Origin of the sequence: Streptomyces shaanxiensis (assembly GCF_039537145.1) — a bacterium.
Lineage (GTDB): Bacteria > Actinomycetota > Actinomycetes > Streptomycetales > Streptomycetaceae > Streptomyces > Streptomyces shaanxiensis.
On the sequence record NZ_BAAAZY010000012.1, the window covers coordinates 498,165 to 520,435 of the forward strand.

The window sequence follows — 22,271 nt, forward strand, 5'->3', positions numbered from 1 at the left end:
GGTATGCCTCACAGCTCCTTCGCCAGCCTGTGGATGAAGTCACGTGAACGCTCGGGTTCGAGTGACACTGCTTCTACTTTACGGAAGAGCGTTCGAAAGCGGTCGAGTTGAGCTTCGGCGTCGACGAAGATAGTGCCATGGGGCCCGTCGCGTACCACGGTGTCGAGTTTGGCGACGGGGCCGCCCGCGTACACCATGGCGCTTCCGGCCCCGGCAAAGCGGTCCAGGTCGAAGGGGATGACGCGCACGGTGATGTGGCCTGCTTCGGAGAGTTCCAGGATGCGGGCTAGCTGAGCCCGTGCTGCGGCACGGTCTCCTACCCTGATGCGCAGCGCCCCTTCGTGGATCACGGTCTCGTATGGGATGGGGTTGGGACGCTCGATAATGACCTTCCGCTTCATCCGGTGCTCCACCCAGCGCTCCATCTCGATCTCAGGGAACGGGTTCATATAGGAGAAGAGAGCGCGTGCGTAAACCTCTGTCTGAAGAAGGCCTGGGACGTGCAGGAAGTCCACGTCCCATCGGTAGCTTGCGTGGTGTTCCAGCTCGGACAGATCCAGGAACGACGTAGGTAGGTGCCCCCGGTACTCCTCCCACCAGCCGCGTGTCCGGTCGGTCGCCATGGCCACCAGCGCCTCGATCAACTCGGTGTCCGTGCACGCGTAGTGGGCGACAAGACGTCGTACGCGTTCCTCACTCACGCCCGCTGTGCCGAACTCGATCTGACTCAACTGAGCCGAGTCCGTGCCGAGCAGCGCAGCGGCTTCGCGTCCCTTGAGCCCTGCGGTCTCACGCAGTTTGCGCAGTTCAGAACCTAGACGCTCCTGGCGTGCGGTGGGCTGTTTCCTGCGCGCCATGTCTTCCTCCTTGCGCCCAACTGCTGTGGAGCAGCACCTCGTTCGAGGGGCAGATTACGGCAACGACTTGCGTGGTCCCAAATTGTGGCCCTACCGTCGGTGACGCGACGCACACTCTGCGGAACGCCGGGATCCCCGGAAGCGCACCACTCCGTCCTGCCATGACGGCTGCGGCACTGCCACCGCCCCCCGACCGCAACCCCACTCCACCGAACAGGAGTTGACGTATGCCCGAAACCGAGCCGGAGTCCGAGCCCTGGGAGTACTCCCTCTACATCCCGAACGACGTACGCGCCGTCACCGTAAGCCGCCGCACCCTCCGCCTGATCCTCACCATGCACGGCCTGATCAACCTCGTCGACGTCGCTGAACTACTCGCGACAGAGCTGATCTCCAACGCCGTACGCCACACGAAGGGGCCCGCCGCTCTGAGGGTGCGCTGGGCGGCGGGCGTACTGCGGATCGGGGCCTGGGATGCCGATCCCGAACCGCCTGAGCCGCCGGGGGCGTTGGAGCAGCTTGCCGAGCTGGAGGAGGACGGGCGCGGCCTCGCCCTCGTCCGGGCCTGCGCCGACCTGTGGGGATGGCAGCCACTGTCCCGGCACGGCAACCGGGGCAAGTACGTCTGGTGCGAACTGGCCACGTAGGTCACGGCTGCTTGCGGGCCAGGACGAACCCGCGCGCGTACTTCTCTTCGCCGACCGGTTCGCGCTGGACGCGGGCCTGAAGCCGGAGGCCCGCCTTGCCGAGGTGGGCGGCCACCGCCTCCGGGCTGCGCCAGTAGTAGTCGAGCGAGATCTCGTGACCGAAGCGTTCGGCGAGGTGGAGATGTTCCTCGTCGTGGTCGTCGGGCCGGCCGGACTGGAACCCGAGGAGTACGTGGCCGCCGGGGACCAGGACGCGGCGGAACTCGGCGAACGTGGCGGCGAGGTGCTCGGTCGGGATGTGGATGATCGAGTACAGCGCGAGGATCCCGCCCAGAGTCTCGTCCGGGAGGTCCAGGGAGGTCATGGACCCTACGTGGAACCGGAGGTCAGGGTGCGCATCGCGGGCCAGGGCCACCATCCGCGGTGAGAGATCGACACCGAAGACCGGTATGCCGAGGGCGTGGAGGTGGGCGGTGACGGACCCGGGCCCGCTGCCGAGGTCGGCGACGGGTGCGGGGGAGTGGTCGCGGGCGAGGTCGGCGAAGGCGGCCACCAGGGAGCGGTCCAGGGGGTGGCTGTCGGCCGGCCAGTCGGAGAAGGCCTCCGCGTAGGCGGGTGCGATGGCGTCGTACGAGGTACGGGTGGCGGCGAGGAAGTCGGCGTACTCGGCGGGCGCGGGGCTCTGGGGGGAATGGGAGGTCTGAGGGTTCTCGGCGGTCACGAGGCGCACCCTAGTGGCGAGAGCGGACAACCGTCCGAGAGTTCGCCAGGCTGTGCGATCCCGACGGTCCGAGTACATCTACGACCCAATGGATTCGCGGGGCTCCTCGGCGCGAGGGCTGTCGGCTTTGCGGCCGACGACACCGATTGGAAGTCGTATACCGTGCCGGACGCGATCGGCAGCATTGCAAGGCCAGACAATTCCGAGTGCCGCACAAGCGCCTGCCGTGCGTTGGAAGGCAGGAATTCGCGCATTCCGTGACCGTCTGGTGGTGCTCCGTGCGGTCGGGGTTGGCGTCGTTGCCGAGCACGGTCACGCCTTGGTAGTGCCGGCACAGCCCGGACATTCATCAGGCGTGGGAGCCTGTGGGGGTGCCTGGTACCGGACGGGCTGCCGCGATCGCCAGACGGCATTCGCGTCCACGGTTACCTGCACATTCGCGGAGAACCGATAGTTACGGCTGTAGGCGGCCACACTCCGGTCATGGACCGGGATCAGTGTGCCGTTCGCGATTCACAGCTGCTCCGGAGCATCGGCCGGGTGTGGGGCGGGCCCGAACGCGAGCAACGGCCCCAGCTGCTGGATCACCCGGCACACCAAGAGGAGGCACCGAACTATGGGTCCATTGCAGGCGACCACCACGACCCGCTCCGTCAGCGGCAAAGGCCACGGTCGGCTCCGCAGGCTACCTTCCCCGACCCGCTCCTGCACAACCTTCAACGAGCGTTGAAAACAGGTCACTTGCAACCGGCGAATGTTTCTTCCTGCATCCGGTCAACACCGATGATGCGCAGCTCACAGCCTCATACAAAACGCTGTAGCTGGTGGCCGCCGGCCTGTGCCTCGGTGCCACCTGCGTGCATGCTCAACCAGATCAATCGGCGGCGCCTCAACCCGCCCTACCGTGTCGGTGGGTGTGGCCAGTTCTGGTCCATAGTGACAACTGTTTTCTGAGAACCGCTCGCCGGATTCGATCAATTTGGATAGGTTCATTGTTGCTTACCACGGCCACACTTGGTGCGATATGGGCGACTTTGCGAGGACTCGAAATGAACAGAATGAAGAAGCATGCAACAGGCCTGAGAATCCTGATGATTGCTGCACTTGCAGGCGGTATGACGACCGCTTTCGGTGGTACTGCGCAGGCGGCCGTATCCGGCTGCCACGCCGATCGTGACGCCGACACCAACATTGCAGTGGTTTACTGTGAAAAAGGGTTCGGGTCGTATCGCGTTGCGGCAAAATGTGACTCGCCTAACTACCCCTACTCCATCACCATCTACGGATCTTGGGTGAAGAAAGTTTCGGGCGATCTCGGGGACGATTCGTTTGTGGAAGGCGACAAATACAACTGCCATATCGTGAAAGCCTGGGCGGACACGCGTTAGTCTTGATCTTGCAGGAGGGGTCGTCAGCTTGCTGGCGGCCCCTTTTCTGCTTGTTCTGAGCGGGATTTTTGGTTGTGGGCTGCCGGTCGGTCAGGCTTCGGGGGGGAGTCGTGTCAGGGCCCCTGTGATCACGCAGGTCCAGGGCCAGTGGTTCGCTGGGTAGGGGATGCGGTGGCTTCCGGGGGTGACGAATTGGGCGGCGACAGAGAACAGTCGCAGGTGCAGACCGCGGGGCTCCCAGAGCCGGGCGGGCGCCGTTCAGGGCGAGGCGGGGGTATTCACGCCAGCAGGTCGAGGGTGAAATGGGTGATCTCCAGTAGTTATGGTTCGGTGCGGGTCGTGTAGGGGCAGCTACGTAGAAAGGTGGCGCGGATGCGGTCTCTGGCACTGGCTCGCTGACACTGGCGTAGTTCCAGCTCGGTGATTGGGATGTTCTTGGTGCTGTCGGCGAAGCAGATCAGCTGCTTCCCGCCAGAGCTAGGGGAGCCTGGCCTCGCCGCACCCGCTCGCCTTCATAGGGCAGGGTGTCTCCCATGAGCGGCGGTCGAGGTGCGTTGTGTGGGGAAGGGTCGCGCGGTGGTGAGCGCTCTGGGACCGGCGCTCCCCTCCCTCGCGGTGCGATCCCACCAGGTGAACAGAACCGCCGACGGAGCGCAGAGCGTGGTATGCGTAGAGAAACGCATTGTTTACCCATCTCAACCCACACTTATGCGTCGGGCGGCCAGATTTTCTTCCCCAAACGGGTTGAACTTTTGTTGATCGAGGGTCAGTTGGCCACCTCGGCGTCCTACCCTTCAGAGGGTGAACCAACTGATGTCCCCAGAGTCCGAGGCCGATCACCCAGGGGAAGCCGCCCTTCCTGGCACCCTGCCGGAGGCGCTCCGTGCCGAACTCATCGAGTTCCGGCGCGACTTGCACATGCACCCTGAGCTCGGCAACCAGGAGTTCCGTACGACCGCCGCGATCAAGGCCCGCCTGGAGAAGGCCGGCCTGAAGCCCCGCGTGCTCGCCATCGGAACCGGGCTCATCTGCGACATCGGGGAGTGGGACGGCGGGCGGCCCATGCTCGCCCTGCGCGCCGACATCGACGGCCTGCCCATCCCGGACACGAAGAGTGAGTGCCCGTATCGGTCGAAGGTTCCCGACCGGGCACACGCCTGCGGCCACGACGTCCACACGACCGTCGTGCTGGGCGCCGGGCTGGTCCTGGCCGAGCTGTATAAGCGCGGGCAGCTGGCCCGTCCCGTGCGGCTGGTCTTCCAGCCCGCCGAGGAGGTGCTCCCCGGCGGCGCCGCCGACGTCGTCGAGTGCGGGGTGCTCGACGGGGTGGGCCGGATGCTCGCCGTGCACTGCGATCCCAAGGTGGACGCGGGGAAGATCGGGCTGCGGGAGGGCGCCATCACGTCCGCCTGCGACCGGCTGGAAATCGCCCTCGACGGGCCCGGCGGGCACACCGCTCGCCCTCACCTGACGACCGACCTCGTCACCGCGGCCGCCCGGGTCGTCACCGACGTACCCGCCATCGTCGCCCGGCGCGCCGACGCCCGCAGCGGGCTCGCCGTGACCTGGGGGCGCGTCGAGTCCGGCCACGCGCCCAACGTCATCCCGCAGCACGCCGAGCTCTCCGGGACCGTGCGCTGCCTCAACCTCGACACCTGGCGGCAGGCGCCCGACCTCGTCGTCGCCGCCATCGACGAGGTCGCCAACCTGCACCGCGCCAAGTCGGAGATCAACTATGTCCGCGGGGTCCCGCCCGTCGTCAACGACCCCGACGCCACGGAGCTGATGCGCGTCGCCATGGCCGCCCGTCGTGGGGCCGACTCCGTAGAAGGGACCGAGCAGAGCCTCGGGGGCGAGGACTTCTCCTGGTACCTGGAGCATGTCCCCGGCGCCATGGCACGGCTGGGCGTGCGCGTGCCGGGGGACCGGGTCGGCCGTGACCTGCATCAGGGTGACTTCGACGTCGATGAGTCGGCCATCTCGGTGGGAGTGGAGCTGTTCACGGCGGCTGCGCTGATCGACTCCGCGGGTTAGGCGTCGCCCAGTCGCCGTAGAGGAAGGGGTGCGGTTGTGTGGCGGCTGCGGGCTCGTCGTGGTGGTCGCGCAGTTTCCCGCGCCCCTGAGGCGTTCCGGTTGCGGCCAACTCACAGCGGGGGGAGTCTTGGCCCATGGCGGGCGGTCCTTAGCGCCATCGCAGCGGAGGCACCTCCGGTGCAGTCGTCCCATGCGTGCCTTTCGATCCGGTGGTTCACAAGGACGTAACCGGCCATCGGCACGAATGGATAACGGCACGGCGAAACCCCGTTCCCAGGAGTGTCTACGCGCGTTAATGTGCGCCGAACTCAGCACCCACTGCGGGGCTTGGAGAATGGGGACTTCACGATGCGTCGGATATCCAAACTGACCCGTGTCGCGGTGGGGGTCGCGTCGATCGCGCTCGCTGCCACGGCGTGTGGCGGTACCAGCAGCGACAACGGCGGCAGCGACGGCGGCGACGACAAGAACCTGGGCGTCGCCATCGCATACGACATCGGCGGCAAGGGCGACCAGTCCTTCAACGACGCCGCTTACGCGGGCCTCCAGAAGGCCCAGAAGGAGTTCGGCTACAAGACGGCCGACATCGAGCCCACCGAGGGTGAGACGGACGCCGACAAGGAGCAGCGTCTGGCCTCGCTGGCCAAGCAGGGCTACAACCCCGTCATCGGCGTTGGTTACGCCTATGGTCCCGCCATGACGGCTGTGGCCAAGAAGTACCCGGACACTACCTTCGGGATCATCGACTCCACGGTCGAGGCTGACAACGTGGCGTCCCTCGTCTTCGCTGAGGAGCAGGCTTCTTACCTTGCCGGGGTAACCGCCGCCAAGGCCACGAAGTCGAACGTGGTCGGCTTCGTGGGCGGCGTGGACATCCCGCTGATCCACAAGTTCGAGGCTGGCTACAAGCAGGGTGTCCTGGACACCAACCCCAAGGTCAAGGTCCTGTCGCAGTACTTGACGCAGACGGCCGAAGAGGGCGGTTTCGCCAGCCCCGACAAGGGCAAGGCCGCCGCCGAGGGCCAGATCGAGAAGAAGGCCGACGTCGTCTACCAGGCGGCCGGTCTGTCCGGCCAGGGCGTCATCGAGGCCGCGGCCAAGGCCAAGGTCTGGGCGATCGGCGTCGACTCCGACCAGTACAAGCAGGCGGCGCTCGCCAACTACAAGAGCTACATCCTCACCTCGGCCCTCAAGGACGTCGGCGGCGCGGTCTACGCGCTGGCCAAGTCCGTCGAGGACGACAAGCCGCTGACCGGCACCCAGACCTTCGACCTGAAGGTCAACGGCGTCGGCCTCGCCGAGTCCAACCCGGAGTTCGCGAAGATCGCGGGCCTCTCCGACGCGGTGGCGAAGGCCAAGGAAGGCATCATCGACGGCTCCATCAAGGTCAAGACCGAGTAGTAGCAGTCGTAGCAGCCGTCGTAGGCGGACGGAGCGGGCGGGCATCCGGGGGGTGCCCGCCCGCTCCGTCGTTCCCGGGCGTCTGCGGACATCCGCGATGTCCACGTCACCCACCGCCACCCGTCCTTTGCTGTCGGCAAGCCCTTGGTCAAGGCCTCGCGTTGAGTTGGCCACGGGCGGATAACAAGGTGGACAGAAGGGGTTTTCAGGCAGGTCTACGCGCGTTAATCTGCGGCGAAAGCCCAGCGCCGTAGCTGTGAAGCTGTCCGTCCGGCGCTCGTACGACAGGAGCATCACCACATGCGCCGGATTTCCCGGATCACGGTCGCAGGCGCAGCGACCGCCTCTCTGGCCCTCGCTCTCTCCGCCTGCGGCGGCACCTCGACGTCCGCCTCGTCGGACTCGAAGGGCGACAAGGGTCTCGCCATCGCGTACGACGTCGGCGGCAAGGGCGACCAGTCCTTCAACGACGCGGCGTACGCGGGCCTGGAGCAGGCGAAGAAGGAGTTCGGCTACACCACGGCCGACGTCGAGCCCACCGAGGGTGAGACGGACGCCGACAAGGAGCAGCGACTGGTGTCGCTGGCCAAGCAGGGCTACAACCCGGTCGTCGGCGTCGGCTACGCGTACGCCGCCGCCGTGAAGGGCGCCGCGGAGAAGTTCCCCGACACCACCTTCGGCATCGTGGACGACTCCACGGTCGAGTCGAAGAACGTGGCCGACCTGGTCTTCTCCGAGGAGGAGGCCTCGTACCTGGCCGGTGTCGCCGCCGCCAAGAGCACCAAGACGAACACGGTCGGCTTCGTGGGCGGTGTGGACATCCCGCTGATCCACAAGTTCCAGGCCGGCTACGAGCAGGGCGTCAAGGACACCAACCCCAAGGTCAAGGTCCTCTCCCAGTACCTCACGCAGACCGCGGAGGAGGGCGGCTTCGCCAGCCCCGACAAGGGCAAGTCGGCCGCCGAGGGTCAGATCGAGAAGAAGGCCGACGTCGTCTACGCGGCCGCCGGTCTCTCCGGTCAGGGTGTCATCGAGGCCGCCGCCGCCAACAAGGTGTGGGCGATCGGCGTCGACTCCGACCAGTACAAGCAGGAAGCTCTCGCCAAGTACAAGGACTCCATCCTGACCTCGGCGATGAAGGACGTCGCCAAGGCGGTGTACAACCTGGCGAAGTCGGTCGAGGACGGCAAGCCCGAGACCGGTATCGTTCGTGGCGATCTGAAGACCGGCGAGGTGGGCCTGTCGAACTCCAACCCGAAGTTCGCGGACGACACCGAGCTCCAGGACGCCATCAAGACGGCCAAGGAGAAGATCATCAGCGGCGAGATCAAGGTCAAGTCCAGCTGAGTCACAGCTACACCCTGAGCAGCGGTAACCCCGGGGTTACGTCCGCTCAACGGGGTACGGGGAGGATCTCCCCGTACCCCGTTGTCGCGGTGCGTCGGCCCCTATCAGGCCATAGGGGCGCTACGCGCGTAGACGACCCCCGTCCCCAGGAGAGTGCGCCATCAACGCGTCCAGCAGCCCTCCGGCCGGAGCGGCGGTCAACGGTCAGGTGACCGCCGTCGAGCTCGCCGGGATCACTAAGCGTTTCCCGGGCGTCGTGGCCAACCACGACATCCACCTCACCGTCCGCAAGGGCACCGTCCACGCCCTCGTCGGCGAGAACGGTGCCGGCAAGTCGACGCTGATGAAGATCCTCTACGGCATGCAGAAGCCGGACGAGGGCACCATCGCGATCGACGGACAGCAGGTGACCTTCTCGTCGCCGGCCGACGCCATCGTGCGCGGCATCGGCATGGTGCACCAGCACTTCATGCTCGCCGACAACCTCACCGTCCTGGAGAACGTCGTCCTGGGCAGCGAGAAGCTGTACGGCATCGGCGCCAAGGCCCGCAAGAAGATCAAGGAGATCTCCGAGCGCTACGGCCTCGGCGTGGAGCCCGACCGCCTGGTCGAGGAGCTCGGCGTCGCCGCCCGCCAGCGCGTGGAGATCCTCAAGGTCCTCTACCGCGGCGCGACCACGCTGATCCTCGACGAGCCCACGGCCGTCCTGGTGCCGCAGGAGGTCGAGGCGCTCTTCGACAACCTCCGTGAGCTGAAGGCCGAGGGCCTGTCGGTCATCTTCATCTCCCACAAGCTCGGCGAGGTGCTCTCCGTCGCCGACGAGATCACCGTCATCCGCCGTGGCACGACGGTCGGTACGGCCGTCCCCGCCGAGACCACTCCGAAGCAGCTGGCCGAGATGATGGTCGGCAGCGAGCTGCCCACGCCGGAGACGGCCGAGTCCACGGTCACCGACCGCCCGGTCATCACCGTCGACAAGCTGCGCCTGGAGGCGGCCGGCGGCAAGGCCCTGCTGGACGACATCACCTTCACCATCCACGCGGGCGAGGTCCTGGGCATCGCCGGCGTCGAGGGCAACGGCCAGACCGAGCTGGTCGACGCGCTCATCGGCCTCAAGCACGCCGACTCCGGCACGATCACGCTGATCGACGAGGAGATCACCGGCTGGGCCACCCGCAAGCGCCGCGAGCAGGGCATCGGCTACATCCCCGAGGACCGCCACCGCCACGGCCTGCTCCTGGAGGCCCCCCTCTGGGAGAACCGCATCCTCGGCCACGTCACCGAGAAGCCCAACGCCAAGGGCGTATGGCTCGACCCGAAGGCCGCGCAGGAGGACACGCGCCGCATCGTCGAGGCGTACGACGTCCGCACGCCCGGCATCGACGTCACCGCCGCCTCCCTGTCCGGCGGCAACCAGCAGAAGCTGATCGTCGGCCGCGAGATGAGCCACAAGCCGCGCTTCCTGATCGCCGCGCACCCCACCCGTGGTGTGGACGTCGGCGCGCAGGCCGCCATCTGGGACCACATCCGTGAGGCCCGCCGCGAGGGCCTGGCCGTGCTGCTGATCTCCGCCGACCTGGACGAGCTCATCGGTCTGTCCGACACCCTCCGCGTGATCTACAACGGCAAGCTGGTCGCGGACGCCGACCCGGCCACCATCACTCCGGAGGAGCTGGGCTCGGCCATGACCGGTGCCGCGACCGGCCACCTGGAACACGACGAGACCGCCGAGCCCGGCGCCGACACCCCCGAGATCCGTAAGTCTCCCGAGGCTCCGGAAGACGAGGCCCGCTGATGAAGAAGTTCGACAAGGAGCGCGTGCTCCTCGCGGTGGCCGGACCGGTCATCGCGCTCGCCGTGGCCTTCGTGCTCAGCGCGATCGTGCTGCTCGCCTCGGGCAAGAGCCCGGTCGAGCCGTACACCCTGATGTTCGAGCAGGCCTCGTTCTCCGACATCCAGGTCCTGATCATCAACCAGGCCTCGATGTACTACATCGCGGCCCTCGCGGTGGCCATCGGCTTCCGGATGAACCTGTTCAACATCGGCGTCGACGGCCAGTACCAGCTCGCCGCCATGATGGCCGCGATCGTCGGCGCCCACGCAAACCTGCCGGCGGCTCTGCAGATCCCGCTGCTGATCCTCACCGCGGTCTGCACCGGCGCCTTCTGGTCCGGCATCGCCGGTGTCCTCAAGGTGACCCGCGGCGTCAGCGAGGTCGTCGCGACGATCATGCTGAACGCGATCGCCACCTCGGTCATCGCCTACCTGTGGCTGCCGAACGTCTTCGGCGTCAAGGTCGGCAACAACAACACGACCGGCGAGATGTACGAGTCCGGCTGGGTCCCCGGCATCGACATGGGCGACGCCGGCGAGATCTACGGCCTGGTCTTCCTCGCCGTCCTGCTCGGCATCGCCTACTGGATCGTCCTCAACCGCACCCGCTTCGGCTTCGACCTGCGCGCCTCCGGCGCCTCGGAGTCCGCCGCCGCGGCCAGCGGTGTCGACCCCAAGCGCATGGTGCTCACCGCCATGCTGCTCTCCGGCGGCATCGCGGGCCTCGCCGGCCTGCCGATCCTGCTCGGCGACACCCACACCTACAGCCTGAACTTCCCCACCGGCATCGGCTTCCTCGGTATCGGCATCGCCCTGCTCGGCCGCAACAGCCCGGTCGGCATCGCGTTCGCGGCCCTGCTGTGGGCCTGGCTCGACAAGGCCTCGCCCGAGCTGGACTTCCACGGATACGACAAGGAGATCGCGGTCATCATGCAGGGCCTGATCGTGCTCTCGGTCGTCGTCTCCTACGAGGCCGTCCGCGAGTGGGGCCTGCGCCGCCAGCAGCGCCGGGTCGGCGCGGAACTCGCCGCCGGCCACGTGCTCGGCGCCGACAACAACACGAAGGAGGTGGCTGGCCGATGACCACCGCCACCGACGTCAACCAGCCCACGCTGCAGCCCGCCGCGCCGACCGGCCGCCGCCTGTCCTGGCCCGTCCTGCTGTTGGTCATCGCCGGAGCCCTGGCGCTGACCTCGATCGTCCGCATCATCACCGGCGCCGACGGCATCACCAACGTCAGCCAGATGTCCACCGCCCTCCAGCTCGCCGTGCCGATCGGCCTCGCCGGTCTCGGCGGTCTGTGGGCCGAGCGCGCGGGCGTCGTCAACATCGGCCTCGAGGGCATGATGATCCTCGGCACCTGGTTCGGCGCCTGGGCCGGCTTCCAGTGGGGCCCGTGGACCGGTGTCGTCGTCGGCATCATCGGCGGCTGCATCGGCGGCATCCTGCATGCCATCGCCACCGTCACCTTCCGGGTCAACCACATCGTCTCTGGTGTGGCGATCAACATCCTCGCCCTCGGCATCACCCGCTACCTCGCGCCCCTCGCCTTCGAGGGCCACGCGGGCGGCTCCGCCAAGCAGTCCCCGGCGATCGACTCGCTCGGCCACTTCACCGTGCCGGGCCTGTCCGACGGGCTGCGGGACCTGAACAACCAGGGCTGGTTCTTCATCTCGGACATCGCGGGCCTGCTCGGCGGCCTGGTCACCAACGTATCCTGGCTGACCCTGATCGCCATCGCGCTGATCCCGGCGACCTGGTGGATCCTGTGGCGTACGGCCTTCGGTCTGCGGCTGCGTTCCTGCGGTGAGAACCCGGTGGCCGCCGAGTCCCTCGGTGTGAACGTCTACAAGTACAAGTACATCGCCGTGGTCATCTCCGGCGGCCTGGCCGGCCTCGGTGGCGTCTTCCTGTCCATCGTGGCCAACCCCTTCTACCTGGAGGGCCAGGTCAGCGGCCGCGGCTACATCGGTCTCGCCGCGATGATCTTCGGCAACTGGATGCCGGGCGGCCTCGCCCTCGGCGCCGGCCTGTTCGGCTACACCGACAGCCTCAACCTGCGCGGCGGCTCCCAGAACGTCCACGCCCTGCTGCTGCTCGGCGCGCTTCTGCTGATCATCGGCGCGATCTGGCTCGTGATCACCAAGAAGTACGCCTCGTCGATGATCACCGCGGTCGTCGGTGCCCTGGTGTTCGCCTGGTACGCCACCACCAACGAGGTCCCGAACCAGGTCGTCTCCGCCACGCCGTACGTCATCACGCTCATCGTCCTCACGCTGTCCGCGCAACGCCTGCGCATGCCGAAGGCGGACGGCCTGCCGTACCGGAAGGGACAGGGCAAGTGAGCACGGCCGCCTCCCACGACGTCGACTGGGACAAGCTGCGCGCGGCGGCCCGGGACGCCATGTCCCGCGCCTACGCCCCGTACTCCGGCTACCCGGTCGGCGTCGCGGCCCTGGTCGACGACGGCCGTACGATCACCGGCTGCAACGTCGAGAACGCGTCGTACGGCGTCGGCCTGTGCGCCGAGTGCGGGCTGGTTTCGGAGCTGCAGAACACGGGGGGCGGCCGGCTCACGCACTTCACCTGCGTGGACGGCAAGGGCGACATCCTCGTCCCGTGCGGCCGCTGCCGCCAGCTGCTGCACGAGTTCGGCGGCCCGGACCTGCTGCTGGAGACCCCGGCGGGCATTCTGCCGCTCTCGGAGATGCTGCCCCAGGCCTTCGGGCCGGGCCACCTCCGCAAGTAACTCCCGTGCGGCCCCTCCGAGTTGCTCCACGCGACCGGCTCGGAGGGGCCGTACGACTTCTGGCACCCTCGGAAGGAAGCCAAGCCATGGCCATGGACGCCATCTCCGTCATCCGCACCAAGCGGGACCGCGGTGAGCTCAGCGACGAGCAGATCGACTGGGTCATCGACGCGTACACCCGCGGGGAGGTCGCCGACGAGCAGATGTCCGCGCTCGCCATGGCGATCCTGCTCAACGGCATGAACCGCCGCGAGATCGCCCGCTGGACGGCCGCGATGATCGCCTCCGGCGAGCGCATGGACTTCTCGTCCCTGTCCCGCCCGACGGCCGACAAGCACTCCACGGGCGGCGTGGGCGACAAGATCACGCTGCCGCTCGCTCCCCTCGTGGCGGCGTGCGGTGCCGCCGTCCCCCAGCTGTCGGGCCGGGGCCTCGGCCACACCGGCGGCACGCTGGACAAGCTGGAGTCGATCCCGGGCTGGCGCGCGCTGCTCTCCAACGAGGAGATGCTGAACGTCCTGGACACGACCGGCGCGGTGATCTGCGCGGCGGGCGACGGCCTGGCCCCCGCGGACAAGAAGCTGTACGCCCTGCGCGACGTCACCGGCACGGTCGAGGCGATCCCCCTGATCGCCTCCTCGATCATGTCGAAGAAGATCGCGGAGGGTACGGGCTCGCTGGTCCTGGACGTGAAGGTCGGCACGGGCGCCTTCATGAAGACCATCGAGGACGCGCGTGAGCTGGCGTCCACGATGGTGGGGCTGGGCACGGACCACGGTGTGAAGACGGTGGCTCTCCTCACGGACATGTCCACGCCTCTCGGCCTCACGGCGGGCAACGCGCTGGAGGTCCGCGAGTCGGTCGAGGTCCTGGCCGGCGGCGGCCCCGCGGACGTCGTGGAGCTGACCATCGCCCTGGCCCGCGAAATGCTGGACGCCGCCGGCGTGAAGGACGCCGACCCCGCGAAGGCCCTGGCCGACGGCTCGGCGATGGACGTCTGGCGGCGCATGATCGCGGCCCAGGGCGGCGACCCGGACGCGGAGCTGCCGGTGGCCCGCGAGCAGCACGTGATCAAGGCCCCGTCGTCCGGCGTCCTGACCCGCCTCGACGCCTACGACATCGGCGTCGGCGCCTGGCGCCTGGGTGCCGGGCGCGCCCGCAAGGAGGACCCGGTGCAGGCGGGCGCGGGCATCGAACTGCACGCCAAGCCCGGCGACACGGTGACCGAGGGCCAGCCCCTGCTGACCCTGCACACGGACACGCCGGAGCGGTTCGAGTACGCGCTCCAGTCGGTGGAGGGTTCGTACGACATCGCGGCGGCGGGGACGGACTTCACGGCTTCGCCGGTGGTGCTGGAGCGCATCGCCTGACCAGGTCTTTCCCTATTCGGGTGAACGGGATCGGTAGACCCCTGCCGGTCCCGTTCGGCATGCTGGGATCGGTGACGCGCCGATAGGAGACCGCCATGAGGGCACTCACCGTGAGCCAGGACCCCGACCAGAACTGGGACGACCTCGTCCGGTACTGGGAGGAGATGGAATGGCCCGAGGGCAGCAAGGTGGAGATCATTGAGGGGATCATCACCGTGTCACCTGCTCCCGCATCCCGTCACAACGTGATCGCGGAACGAATCCAGCGTCGCCCATCAAGCTGCCGGAGCCGTTCGACGTGACGATCGACACCGGCGAGTTCCCCGTCGACTGACCGTCAGCCCAGCAAAGCCGCCACCACCACCAACACCGGCACCGAAATCACCGTCGACAGCAAAATCGAGTCCCGAGCCAACCGCTCACCCACCCGATAACTCGACGCGTATGTGAACAGGTTCTGCGCAGCCGGCAACGCCGACGTCACCACCACGTCCAGCAGCTGAGCGCCCCGCAGCCCGAACACCCCCACCGCCAGCGCCCACGCCACCGCCGGTTGGCCCACCGACTTCAGCGCGACCGACAGCAGCACCGGGTGCCGGTCCGGGCCCCGGCCCGGCATCGTGCTGCCGCACAGGGAGATACCGAAGGCCAGCAGGACCGCCGGGACCGACATGCCCCCGATCAGGGTCAGGGGATCCAGGACGGGGGCCGGGATGCGCAGCCCCGTCGCCGACACCGCCACGCCCGCCAGTGAGCCGACCGCGATCGGGTTGCGCAACGGGGTCAGCAGGCGGTGCCACAGTGGGCCCTTCTCACCCCCGCCGGACAGGTCGAGGATCGTCAGGGCGATGGGTGTGATGCCGACCAGCTGGAAGAGCAGGACCGGCGCCACGAGTGAGGCGTCGCCCAGGACGTACACCGCGATGGGGATGCCGAGGTTGCCGGAGTTGACGTAGCTGGAGCACAGGGCGCCGATCGTCGTACGGCCCACGCCCCAGCCCCGTATGACGCCGACCGCGCCGAAGACTCCGGCCGCGGCCGCTGTGCTCAGCGCCGTGACCAGAAGGCGGCTGGAGAAGATCACCGAGAGGTCGGTCCGGGCGAGCGTGGTGAACAGCAGGGCCGGGGAGGCCACGTGGAAGGCCAGCTTGGTGAGGACCTCGCGGCCCTGATCGCCGAGGTAACCGCGCCGGCCGATCACATAGCCCACCCCGATGACGACCGCGATCACCGCGAACCCCGTCAACACCCCCTGCACGGCACCTCCTTGGCGGAGAGGGAGACGCCGGGTATTCGGGGAGGCGCTGATACGTGGGGCATGCAGCTAACCCTCCGGGGCAGGAGGGGAGCGGGTCAACGTGATCTCGGTCGGCGGACACCGCACGGGCCGTGAACAGCGGAGATCGCCGATCGGCGCCCGGCCCGATGAGTTATGTCCCCCCGCCCGGTCTACCGATCGTGGACGCCATGACACCCGCTGTACTCGTGCTGGCCGGCCCCGTCACCCGAGACGAGGTGGCCGGGCTCTGTGACGAGGCCCAGGTGCGGCTGGAGGCCAGTGGGACGGGCGTGCTGGTGTGTGATGTCGGTGGGCTCGGGCCGCCGGGTCTGGGCGTCGTGGACCTGCTGGCCCGGCTGCAGCTGGCCGCGCGGCGCGCCGGGGGGCGGATCAGGCTGCGGGACGCGGACCCCGCGCTACACGCCCTCCTCGACCTTGTCGGGCTCCGCTTCGAGGTGGAGGGGGAGCCCGAAGAGCGGGAACCAGCGCTGAGTGTCGAGGAAGAAGTGGAACCCGGTGAGCCGGCCGTCTGAGATCTCCAGGACCTGGACCGCCCAGGGGCTGAAGCCGCCCTTCTCCGGATCCGGCTTGTACTGCGCGAATCCCGGCAGCCCGTTGACCTGGACCGGCACCAGGCGCGAGCCCGCGCAGGGGGCGCCGAGCGTCGTCATGAAGCCCGTGATGTCCTCGACGCCGGTCAGCCACAGGTCGAACGGCGGCATCGTCATGATGGCGTCCTCGTGCAGCAGGGCCGTGAGCGCCGTCATGTCGTAGCCCTCGAAGGCCGCGACATAGCGCTCCAGGAGCTTCAGCTGCTCCTCGTCCAGCGGGTCGGAGACGGTCGCCTCGGCCCCCGGCTGTTCCCGCTCGGCGAGCGTCGCGCGCGCCCGCTGCAGCGCGCTGTTGACCGACGCGACCGTGGTGCCGAGCAGTTCGGCGACCTCGCTCGCCTTCCAGGCCAGCACCTCGCGCAGGATGAGCACCGCCCGCTGCTTGGGCGGCAGTTGCTGCAGGGCGGCCATGAAGGCGAGCCGCACCGACTCCTTGGCGACGGCCGCCTCGGCCGGGTCGTCGGTCGTGGGCAGCACCCGGTTGTCCGGCATCGGCTCCAGCCAGGTGTTGTCCGGCCGGGGCGAGAGCGCTGCCTGGGCGAGCGGCGTGGACTCCGTCAGGTCCATCGGCCGGGCCCGCTTGTTGCCGGCGTTCAGCATGTCCAGGCACACGTTCGTCGCGATGCGGTACAGCCACGAGCGGAGGCTGGAGCGCCCCTCGAACCTGTCGTAGCTCCGCCAGGCGCGGACCATCGTGTCCTGCACCGCGTCCTCGGCCTCGAAGGACGAGCCGAGCATGCGGTAGCAGTACCCCGTCAGTTCGACGCGGTGTTTCTCCAGTCTGACGTCGAGGTCCGTTGTCGTCGTCGCCGTGCCGTCGCTCATCGTCCACCCACCCCTGTGGCCGTGTCCCGTCGAGCGCTTCGTCGCGCCCAACACTTCGGAAGCTACCGCAGCCCACTGACAATGGCCCCCGGAGCGAACAAAGGCGCAGGTCAAATGCCCTGCCGACGACACGCCGCCGGGGCGCACCCCGAATATTGGGAGTGCGCCCCGGCGATGTGGTTCTCGGGGTTCGGCGGGCTCAGCCGAGCGGAACGCCGTTCACCGGCAGGCCCTGGAGGGGCAGAGCGCCGGTGGGCGCGCCCTGCACACCCTGCACGGGCAGACCGCCGAGCAGTCCGGCGACCAGGCCGGTCGGGCCACCCGCCAGCGCCTGCTCGGCAGCCGGCTGCGCGGCGGCCACGCCGGTGGTGAGCGCCTCCTGGCCCTGGGCCAGCCCCGAGGTGGCGGCCGGGGTGGCCTGGGCCGCGAGGTTCTCGGCCGGCAGCGTCTGGGCGACGCCCAGCGCCGTGCCCGCGGCGTCCGGAACGGCCGGCGCGGCGTTCGCGGCGCCGGCACCCGCGGCGGCGAAGGCGGCACCGAGAGCGGCGACACCGAGGGTCTTGGCAGCAGACTGCTTCATGAAATGCGTCCTCGAAATTCGTTACGGGGTTGTGAGCGGTTCTCGACCGTAAACACGCCCCGCATGCCACCGCAAACATCGAAATGAGGACGGATTGTGAATGGCGTTCGCATCCCGCGCACGCGAAGGTGCGCCGGTCAGCCCTCTTCGGTGGCAGAGTCGCTGGTAGACGTGGTCTGCCGGAACAGCCACTCGGACTTCAGTTCGGCATATCCGGGCTTGATCACGTCATTGATCATGGCTAGGCGTTCATCGAAAGGAATGAACGATGATTTCATCGCATTGACGGAGAACCACTGCATGTCGTCGAGCGTGTAGCCGAATGCGTCGACAAGATGCTCGAATTCCCGGCTCATGCTGGTGTGGGACATCAGGCGGTTGTCGGTGTTCACGGTGGCGCGGAAGTGCAGCCGCCGCAGCAGGCCGATGGGGTGGGCGGCGTAGGAGTCGGCGGCGCCCGTCTGGAGGTTGGAGCTCGGGCACAGCTCCAGCGGGATGCGCTTGTCCCGTACGTACGAGGCGAGCCGGCCGAGCTTCACCGAGCCGTCGGCGTGCACCTGGATGTCGTCGATGATGCGCACCCCGTGCCCGAGCCGGTCCGCGCCGCACCACTGCAGCGCCTGCCAGATGGACGGCAGACCGAAGGCCTCGCCCGCGTGGATGGTGAAGTGGTTGTTCTCGCGCTTGAGGTACTCGAAGGCGTCGAGATGCCGGGTGGGCGGATGGCCCGCCTCGGCGCCCGCGATGTCGAAGCCGACGACGCCCAGATCGCGGTAGCGGTTGGCGAGTTCGGCGATCTCCAGCGCGCGGGCGGCGTGTCGCATGGCGGTGAGCAGGGCGCCCACGCGGATACGGTGGCCGTTCTCCCGCGCGATCCGCTCGCCCTCCCGGAACCCCTCGTTCACGGCCTCGACGACCTCTTCGAGGCTGAGCCCGCCTTCGAGGTGCTGCTCGGGCGCGTAGCGCACCTCGGCGTAGACGACCCCGTCCTCCGCGAGGTCCTCGGCGCACTCGCGGGCGACCCGGACCAGGGATTCGCGGCTCTGCATCACGCCGACGGTGTGGGAGAAGGTCTCCAGGTACCGCTCCAGCGAGCCGGAGTCGGCGGCCTCGTGGAACCAGACGCCGAGCTTGGCCGGGTCGGTCTCGGGGAGCTGGGTGTAGCCCGACGCGCGGGCGAGCTCGACGATCGTGCCGGGGCGGAGCCCGCCGTCGAGGTGGTCGTGCAGCAGAACCTTCGGTGCCCGGCGGATCTGGTCCGAGCTCGGGGTGTTCGCCTTCTGGGCAGTCTCGCTCGTCATTTTCGCACTGTAACGCCTACGCGCGTAGAGATCCCGTTCCGTCACCCGTCCTGTTTTCTGCTTTACGCATCCGTCGATACGTAACGGTGACCCCACGGACGGGGCGCGTACACCCGTCCTTCTGACACTGTTCTGTCATGGCACAGCAAGCGACGCCGGTTCGCAGGGCCCGGCTGGGCAGGGCGATCGGGCCGGAGCCGACAGCGGTGAGCGGCGTGGTGCTCCTGCTTCCCGGTGGTGACGAAGTCTCACATCGCAAACCGGCGACGTTGTTGGCGACCTCGTACGTACGGTCGTTGGGCCGCCGTCTGGTGCGGGCCGGGCGCGGGGAGGGGATCGCCGCGCATGTCGTCCACTACCGCTTCCGCGGGTGGAACGGCAGTGCCGCGAACCAGGCGAGCGACGCGTTGTGGGCCGCGGACGAGGTCGTACGGCGCTATGGGGACGTCCCTGTGTGCCTCGCCGGGGTGGACATGGGCGGGCGGGCGGCCCTGCACGCGGCGGGTCATGAGGCCGTCAACTCCGTGCTCGCGGTGGCGCCTTGGCTGCCGGAGGAGGATGTGGCGGCCTCGCCCGAACCGGTGAAGCAGCTCGGGGGGCGGCAGGTGCTGATCGTGCACGGCACGAACGACGAGCGCACCGATCCCGAGTTGTCGTTCCGGCTGGCGGCGCGGGCGAAGAAGGCGAATCGGGATGTGTGCCGGTTCGAAGTGCATGCCGATGGGCACGGGTTGCACCAGTACCGGGACGAAGTCCTCGCGTTGGCCGAGGACTTCGTCATGGGGGTGTTGTTCGGGCGGGTGTTCTCCCGGCCGGTCGCCGATGCGTTTGCGGCTCCGCCTCCTTTGGGGCTTCGGATGCCGTTGGCTGCGGGGTTCGGTAAGTCGTTGCGGCGGTAGCGCCGTTGGGGTTGAGGGTTCGTCGGCGGGTGCGGGTGCGGGTGCGGGTGGGTTGTGGTTGCTCGCGCCCACGCGGCGGAGCCGCATATCGATACAGCACCGCGCCCCTTCAGGTTGGCAGCAGATTGCCCCTTCTTGAGAGCAGGAACTTCTTGAAGGCTGCCACCGGGGGTGTGTCCGGGCGGTCCGCCAGCCATGCCACGCCGATTTCGCGTGCCGCTCGCGGGGCCGTGACCGTCAGCTCCGCCACTCCCGGGCGAGGCACGGCCGGTGGTGGCAGCAGGGCCACCCCCAAGCCTGCCGCCACCAGGCCCCTCAGGGTCTCCGCCTCCTCGCCCTCGAAGGCGATACGGGGTCTGAAGCCCGCCTCCTTGCACAGGTCGTCCGTGATGCGGCGCAGGCCGTAGCCGGGCTCCAGGGTCACGAAGATCTCGTCGGCCGCCTCGGCCAGGCGGATGCGCTTGCGGGCGGCGAGACGGTGGTCGGCGGGGACGACCAGGCGGAGTTTCTGTTCGTCGAGGCGGCGGGCGACCAGGTCGGGGGCGTCCGGGACGGGGGAGGTCAGGCACAGGTCCAGTTCGCCCGCCCGCAGGCGTTCGAGCATCGCCTCGCCGTAGTTCTGGACCAGGCTGAAGCGGATGCGCGGGTGGTCGGCGCGGAAGGCGTGCAGGAGGCCGGGGACGGTTTCCGCGCCCATGGTGTGCAGGAAGCCGAAGGCGACCTTGCCGGTGGCCGGGTCGGCGTCGGCCCGTACCTCTTCGGCGGCGCGCCGGACCTCGGCGAGGGCGCGTTCGGCCGAGGCGAGGAAGGTACGGCCGGCGGGGGTCAGGGAGACCGTACGGCCGTGGCGGGCGAACAGGTCGACGCCCAGGTCCTGTTCGAGGCGGACCATGGCACGGGACAGCGTGGACTGCGGGACCCGCATCTCCTGGGCGGCCCGGGTGACGTGCTCGGTGCGGGCGACGCCGGCGAAATAGGCGAGGCGGGGTGCGAGCAGCCTCGACAGATCTTCCATGTCTTCTGTGTCACTGGATGGTGACAGTCGAGCCTGTGAGCTGTGTTGATGCGCCATGGGAACGATTATGACGAATCCATGCATTGGACGGATGAGTGAGCGGGTACGTAGCTTCGAAGCATGTCTCCCGCCAGTACCGGGGCGTCCACCACCGTGGGCGCCGCACCCGCTGTCCCTGTCGTCGACTCCCGTATGGCCCCGGGCGACCCCGGCTACCGCCGGATGAGCTTCGCCCTCTTCCTCGCCGGTGTCGCGACCTTCGCCCTGCTGTACTCCACCCAGGCCCTGCTGCCGCTGATCTCCGGCGAGTTCGGGGTGGCGGCGAGCGAGGCGAGCTGGACGGTGGCGGCGGCGACGGGCGGTCTGGCGCTGTTCGTGCTGCCCATGAGCGCCCTGTCGGAGCGCTTCGGACGCCGTACGGTCATGACGGCGTCGCTCGCGGTCGCGGTGACGGTCGGGCTGCTGGTCCCCTTCGCGCCGAACCTGACCTTCCTGGTCGCGCTGCGGGCGGTCCAGGGCGCCGCGCTGGCGGGTCTGCCGGCGTCGGCGACGGCGTATCTCGCCGAGGAGGTCCGGCCGAAGGCGCTGATCACGGCGATCGGGCTGTTCGTCGCGGGCAACAGCGTCGGCGGCATGAGCGGTCGCGTGATCACCGGCTGGGTCGCGCAGGAGTGGGGCTGGCGGGTCGCGGTCGGTGTGATCGGCGCGATCGCGGTGGCATGCGCCGTCGCCTTCCGGCTGCTGCTTCCGGCGCCGCGCAACTTCAAGCCGGGCTCGCTGCGGCCGCGGGTGCTGGCCCGCACGGTCCGCGACCACCTCTCCAACCCGCTGCTGTGCCGTCTGTACGCGATCGGCGCGCTGTTCATGACCGTCTTCGGCGGCGTGTACACGGTGATCGGCTACCGCCTGACGGAGGCGCCCTTCGGCCTGCCGCAGGGCATCATCGGCTCGATCTTCCTGGTGTACCTGGTCGGCACGGTGTCGGCGTCGACGGCGGGGCGGCTGGTGGGCCGTCTGGGCCGGCGCGGTGCGCTGTACGCGGCGGGGGCGACCACGGCCGTGGGTCTGCTGCTGTCCCTGGCCGGCTCGCTGCCGCTGGTTCTGCTGGGTCTGGTCCTGATCACCGGTGGCTTCTTCGCGGGGCACGCGGTGGCGTCCTCGGCGGTCAGCAAGACGGCGACGCAGGGGCGTGCGCAGGCCTCCGCCCTGTACCAGTCCGCCTACTACGTCGGCTCCAGCGCGGGCAGTACGGTCGGCGCGATCGCCTTCCACGCGGGCGGCTGGGCCGGGACCGTCGGGGTCGGGCTGCTGGCGGTGCTCGGCGTCGTGACGATCACGGTGTTCGGGACGCGGGCGGCACGGCTGCAGCGGGAGCGGCTGGCGACGGCTGCCTGATCCTCGGGTTCTCGTAGAC

At 68.7% G+C, this 22,271-nt stretch carries 20 protein-coding genes and 1 pseudogene; 14 read left to right on the forward strand and 7 right to left on the reverse strand.

Going from position 1 to position 22,271, the window contains the following annotated elements:
- Window positions 1-8 precede the first annotated feature (8 nt).
- Complete coding sequence (locus ABD932_RS25285; protein WP_345015805.1) at window positions 9-857, reverse strand: helix-turn-helix domain-containing protein; 849 nt, start codon at window positions 855-857, stop codon at window positions 9-11.
- Window positions 858-1,084: 227 nt separating this feature from the next.
- On the opposite strand from ABD932_RS25285, the gene ABD932_RS25290 reads away from it, so the two are divergent.
- Window positions 1,085-1,504, forward strand: a complete 420-nt coding sequence (locus tag ABD932_RS25290) for an ATP-binding protein (protein WP_345015806.1) — start codon at window positions 1,085-1,087, stop codon at window positions 1,502-1,504.
- A 1-nt stretch (window position 1,505) separates the two neighbouring features.
- On the opposite strand, the gene ABD932_RS25295 is transcribed toward ABD932_RS25290, so the two are convergent.
- The gene (locus ABD932_RS25295; RefSeq protein WP_345015807.1) at window positions 1,506-2,225 is read right to left on the reverse strand and encodes a class I SAM-dependent DNA methyltransferase; all 720 of its coding nucleotides are present in this window, start codon (window positions 2,223-2,225) and stop codon (window positions 1,506-1,508) included.
- Between the two features lie 1,049 nt (window positions 2,226-3,274).
- Here ABD932_RS25295 and ABD932_RS25300 point away from each other — a divergent pair.
- The 10 genes and pseudogenes from ABD932_RS25300 to ABD932_RS25345 form a co-directional block, all read left to right on the forward strand.
- Window positions 3,275-3,613 carry a hypothetical protein gene (locus tag ABD932_RS25300; RefSeq protein ID WP_345015808.1) on the forward strand — a complete coding sequence of 113 codons (339 nt, stop codon included), beginning with the start codon at window positions 3,275-3,277 and terminating at the stop codon, window positions 3,611-3,613.
- Window positions 3,614-4,426: 813 nt separating this feature from the next.
- Complete coding sequence (locus ABD932_RS25305) at window positions 4,427-5,647, forward strand: M20 family metallopeptidase (RefSeq protein WP_345015809.1); 1,221 nt, start codon at window positions 4,427-4,429, stop codon at window positions 5,645-5,647.
- Between the two features lie 348 nt (window positions 5,648-5,995).
- Entirely contained in the window at window positions 5,996-7,048 is a 1,053-nt protein-coding gene (locus tag ABD932_RS25310; RefSeq protein ID WP_345015810.1) for a BMP family lipoprotein, read from the forward strand.
- 300 nt (window positions 7,049-7,348) lie between these two features.
- Window positions 7,349-8,395: a BMP family lipoprotein gene (locus ABD932_RS25315; protein WP_345015811.1), complete on the forward strand. Its 1,047-nt coding sequence runs from the start codon at window positions 7,349-7,351 to the stop codon at window positions 8,393-8,395.
- A 208-nt stretch (window positions 8,396-8,603) separates the two neighbouring features.
- Window positions 8,604-10,190: an ABC transporter ATP-binding protein gene (locus tag ABD932_RS25320; RefSeq protein ID WP_345015812.1), complete on the forward strand. Its 1,587-nt coding sequence runs from the start codon at window positions 8,604-8,606 to the stop codon at window positions 10,188-10,190.
- Complete coding sequence (locus ABD932_RS25325; RefSeq protein ID WP_345015813.1) at window positions 10,190-11,311, forward strand: ABC transporter permease; 1,122 nt, start codon at window positions 10,190-10,192, stop codon at window positions 11,309-11,311. The genes ABD932_RS25320 and ABD932_RS25325 overlap by 1 nt, the downstream gene beginning before the upstream one ends.
- Window positions 11,308-12,573 (forward strand): ABC transporter permease, encoded by a 1,266-nt coding sequence (locus ABD932_RS25330; protein WP_345015814.1) that lies wholly within the window; start codon window positions 11,308-11,310, stop codon window positions 12,571-12,573. The genes ABD932_RS25325 and ABD932_RS25330 overlap by 4 nt, the downstream gene beginning before the upstream one ends.
- Window positions 12,570-12,977 (forward strand): cytidine deaminase, encoded by a 408-nt coding sequence (locus ABD932_RS25335; RefSeq protein WP_345015815.1) that lies wholly within the window; start codon window positions 12,570-12,572, stop codon window positions 12,975-12,977. Before ABD932_RS25330 ends, ABD932_RS25335 begins: the two co-directional genes overlap by 4 nt.
- A 92-nt stretch (window positions 12,978-13,069) precedes the next feature.
- A complete protein-coding gene (locus ABD932_RS25340) occupies window positions 13,070-14,347 on the forward strand; it encodes a thymidine phosphorylase (RefSeq protein WP_345016397.1) in 1,278 nt (425 codons plus the stop codon).
- Window positions 14,348-14,442: 95 nt separating this feature from the next.
- A pseudogene (locus ABD932_RS25345) lies at window positions 14,443-14,619 on the forward strand (Uma2 family endonuclease); the annotation flags it as partial.
- A 65-nt stretch (window positions 14,620-14,684) separates the two neighbouring features.
- On the opposite strand, the gene ABD932_RS25350 reads toward ABD932_RS25345, so the two are convergent.
- Complete coding sequence (locus ABD932_RS25350; RefSeq protein ID WP_345015816.1) at window positions 14,685-15,605, reverse strand: AEC family transporter; 921 nt, start codon at window positions 15,603-15,605, stop codon at window positions 14,685-14,687.
- A gap of 167 nt (window positions 15,606-15,772) precedes the next feature.
- Between ABD932_RS25350 and ABD932_RS25355 the strand changes: the two genes are divergently transcribed.
- Complete coding sequence (locus ABD932_RS25355) at window positions 15,773-16,159, forward strand: STAS domain-containing protein (RefSeq protein WP_345015817.1); 387 nt, start codon at window positions 15,773-15,775, stop codon at window positions 16,157-16,159.
- Here ABD932_RS25355 and ABD932_RS25360 read toward each other — a convergent pair.
- From ABD932_RS25360 to ABD932_RS25370, 3 genes are all read right to left on the reverse strand, one after another.
- Window positions 16,043-17,062 (reverse strand): sigma-70 family RNA polymerase sigma factor, encoded by a 1,020-nt coding sequence (locus ABD932_RS25360; RefSeq protein WP_345015818.1) that lies wholly within the window; start codon window positions 17,060-17,062, stop codon window positions 16,043-16,045. The two genes, ABD932_RS25355 and ABD932_RS25360, sit on opposite strands and share 117 nt — an antisense overlap.
- A gap of 199 nt (window positions 17,063-17,261) precedes the next feature.
- The gene (locus tag ABD932_RS25365) at window positions 17,262-17,642 is read right to left on the reverse strand and encodes an ATP-binding protein (RefSeq protein ID WP_345015819.1); all 381 of its coding nucleotides are present in this window, start codon (window positions 17,640-17,642) and stop codon (window positions 17,262-17,264) included.
- Between the two features lie 137 nt (window positions 17,643-17,779).
- Entirely contained in the window at window positions 17,780-18,943 is a 1,164-nt protein-coding gene (locus ABD932_RS25370; RefSeq protein ID WP_345015820.1) for an adenosine deaminase, read from the reverse strand.
- Between the two features lie 137 nt (window positions 18,944-19,080).
- Here ABD932_RS25370 and ABD932_RS25375 point away from each other — a divergent pair, with 137 nt between their 5' ends.
- The gene (locus ABD932_RS25375) at window positions 19,081-19,842 is read left to right on the forward strand and encodes an alpha/beta hydrolase (RefSeq protein ID WP_345015821.1); all 762 of its coding nucleotides are present in this window, start codon (window positions 19,081-19,083) and stop codon (window positions 19,840-19,842) included.
- A 109-nt stretch (window positions 19,843-19,951) separates the two neighbouring features.
- Here the strand turns inward: ABD932_RS25375 and ABD932_RS25380 are convergent, their stop codons facing one another.
- Window positions 19,952-20,914 (reverse strand): LysR family transcriptional regulator, encoded by a 963-nt coding sequence (locus ABD932_RS25380; protein WP_345015822.1) that lies wholly within the window; start codon window positions 20,912-20,914, stop codon window positions 19,952-19,954.
- Window positions 20,915-20,977: 63 nt separating this feature from the next.
- Between ABD932_RS25380 and ABD932_RS25385 the strand changes: the two genes are divergently transcribed.
- The gene (locus ABD932_RS25385; protein ID WP_345015823.1) at window positions 20,978-22,252 is read left to right on the forward strand and encodes an MFS transporter; all 1,275 of its coding nucleotides are present in this window, start codon (window positions 20,978-20,980) and stop codon (window positions 22,250-22,252) included.
- Window positions 22,253-22,271: the final 19 nt, after the last annotated feature.